The sequence below is a fragment of the Streptomyces thermovulgaris genome (assembly GCF_002155915.1).
Taxonomy (GTDB): Bacteria; Actinomycetota; Actinomycetes; order Streptomycetales; family Streptomycetaceae; genus Streptomyces; species Streptomyces thermovulgaris.
In genome coordinates this window covers 1-527 of sequence record NZ_MUME01000408.1, presented here as the reverse complement: position 1 = coordinate 527, position 527 = coordinate 1, and the positions used below count along the sequence as shown (strand labels likewise).

The window sequence follows — 527 nt, the reverse complement described above, 5'->3', positions numbered from 1 at the left end:
AGCCGGGCCATGAGGGCGTGTTCGACCAGTGTGATCAGTGTCGCCTTGGCGTCCGCGCGGTGCCGGGCGTCGGTGGTGATGATGGGGATGTCCGGGCCGATCTGCAGGGCTTCGCGTACTTCGTCCGGGGTGTACGGCTGCTGGCCGTCGAAGCCGTTGAGGGCGATGATGAACGGCAGGCCGCTGTTCTCGAAGTAGTCGACCGCGGGGAAGCAGTCGGCCAGGCGGCGCGTGTCCACCAGGACCACCGCGCCGATGGCGCCGCGGACCAGGTCGTCCCACATGAACCAGAACCGGTCCTGGCCGGGGGTGCCGAACAGGTACAGGATCAGGTCCTGGTCGAGCGTGATGCGGCCGAAGTCCATGGCCACCGTGGTGGTGGTCTTGTCCCCGGTGTGGGTGAGGTCGTCGATGCCCGCCGAAGCGGACGTCATGACGGCCTCCGTGCGCAGCGGGTTGATCTCCGAGACGGCGCCGACGAACGTGGTCTTGCCCACGCCGAAGCCGCCCGCCACCACGATCTTGGC

At 68.3% G+C, this 527-nt stretch carries 1 protein-coding gene; it reads right to left on the bottom strand.

Annotation, left to right across the window (positions count from 1 at the left end; translation table 11 throughout):
• Positions 1-527, bottom strand: a 527-nt coding sequence (locus CCN35_RS25375) for a GTP-binding protein (protein ID WP_169721389.1), incomplete at both ends; no start/stop codon positions are given.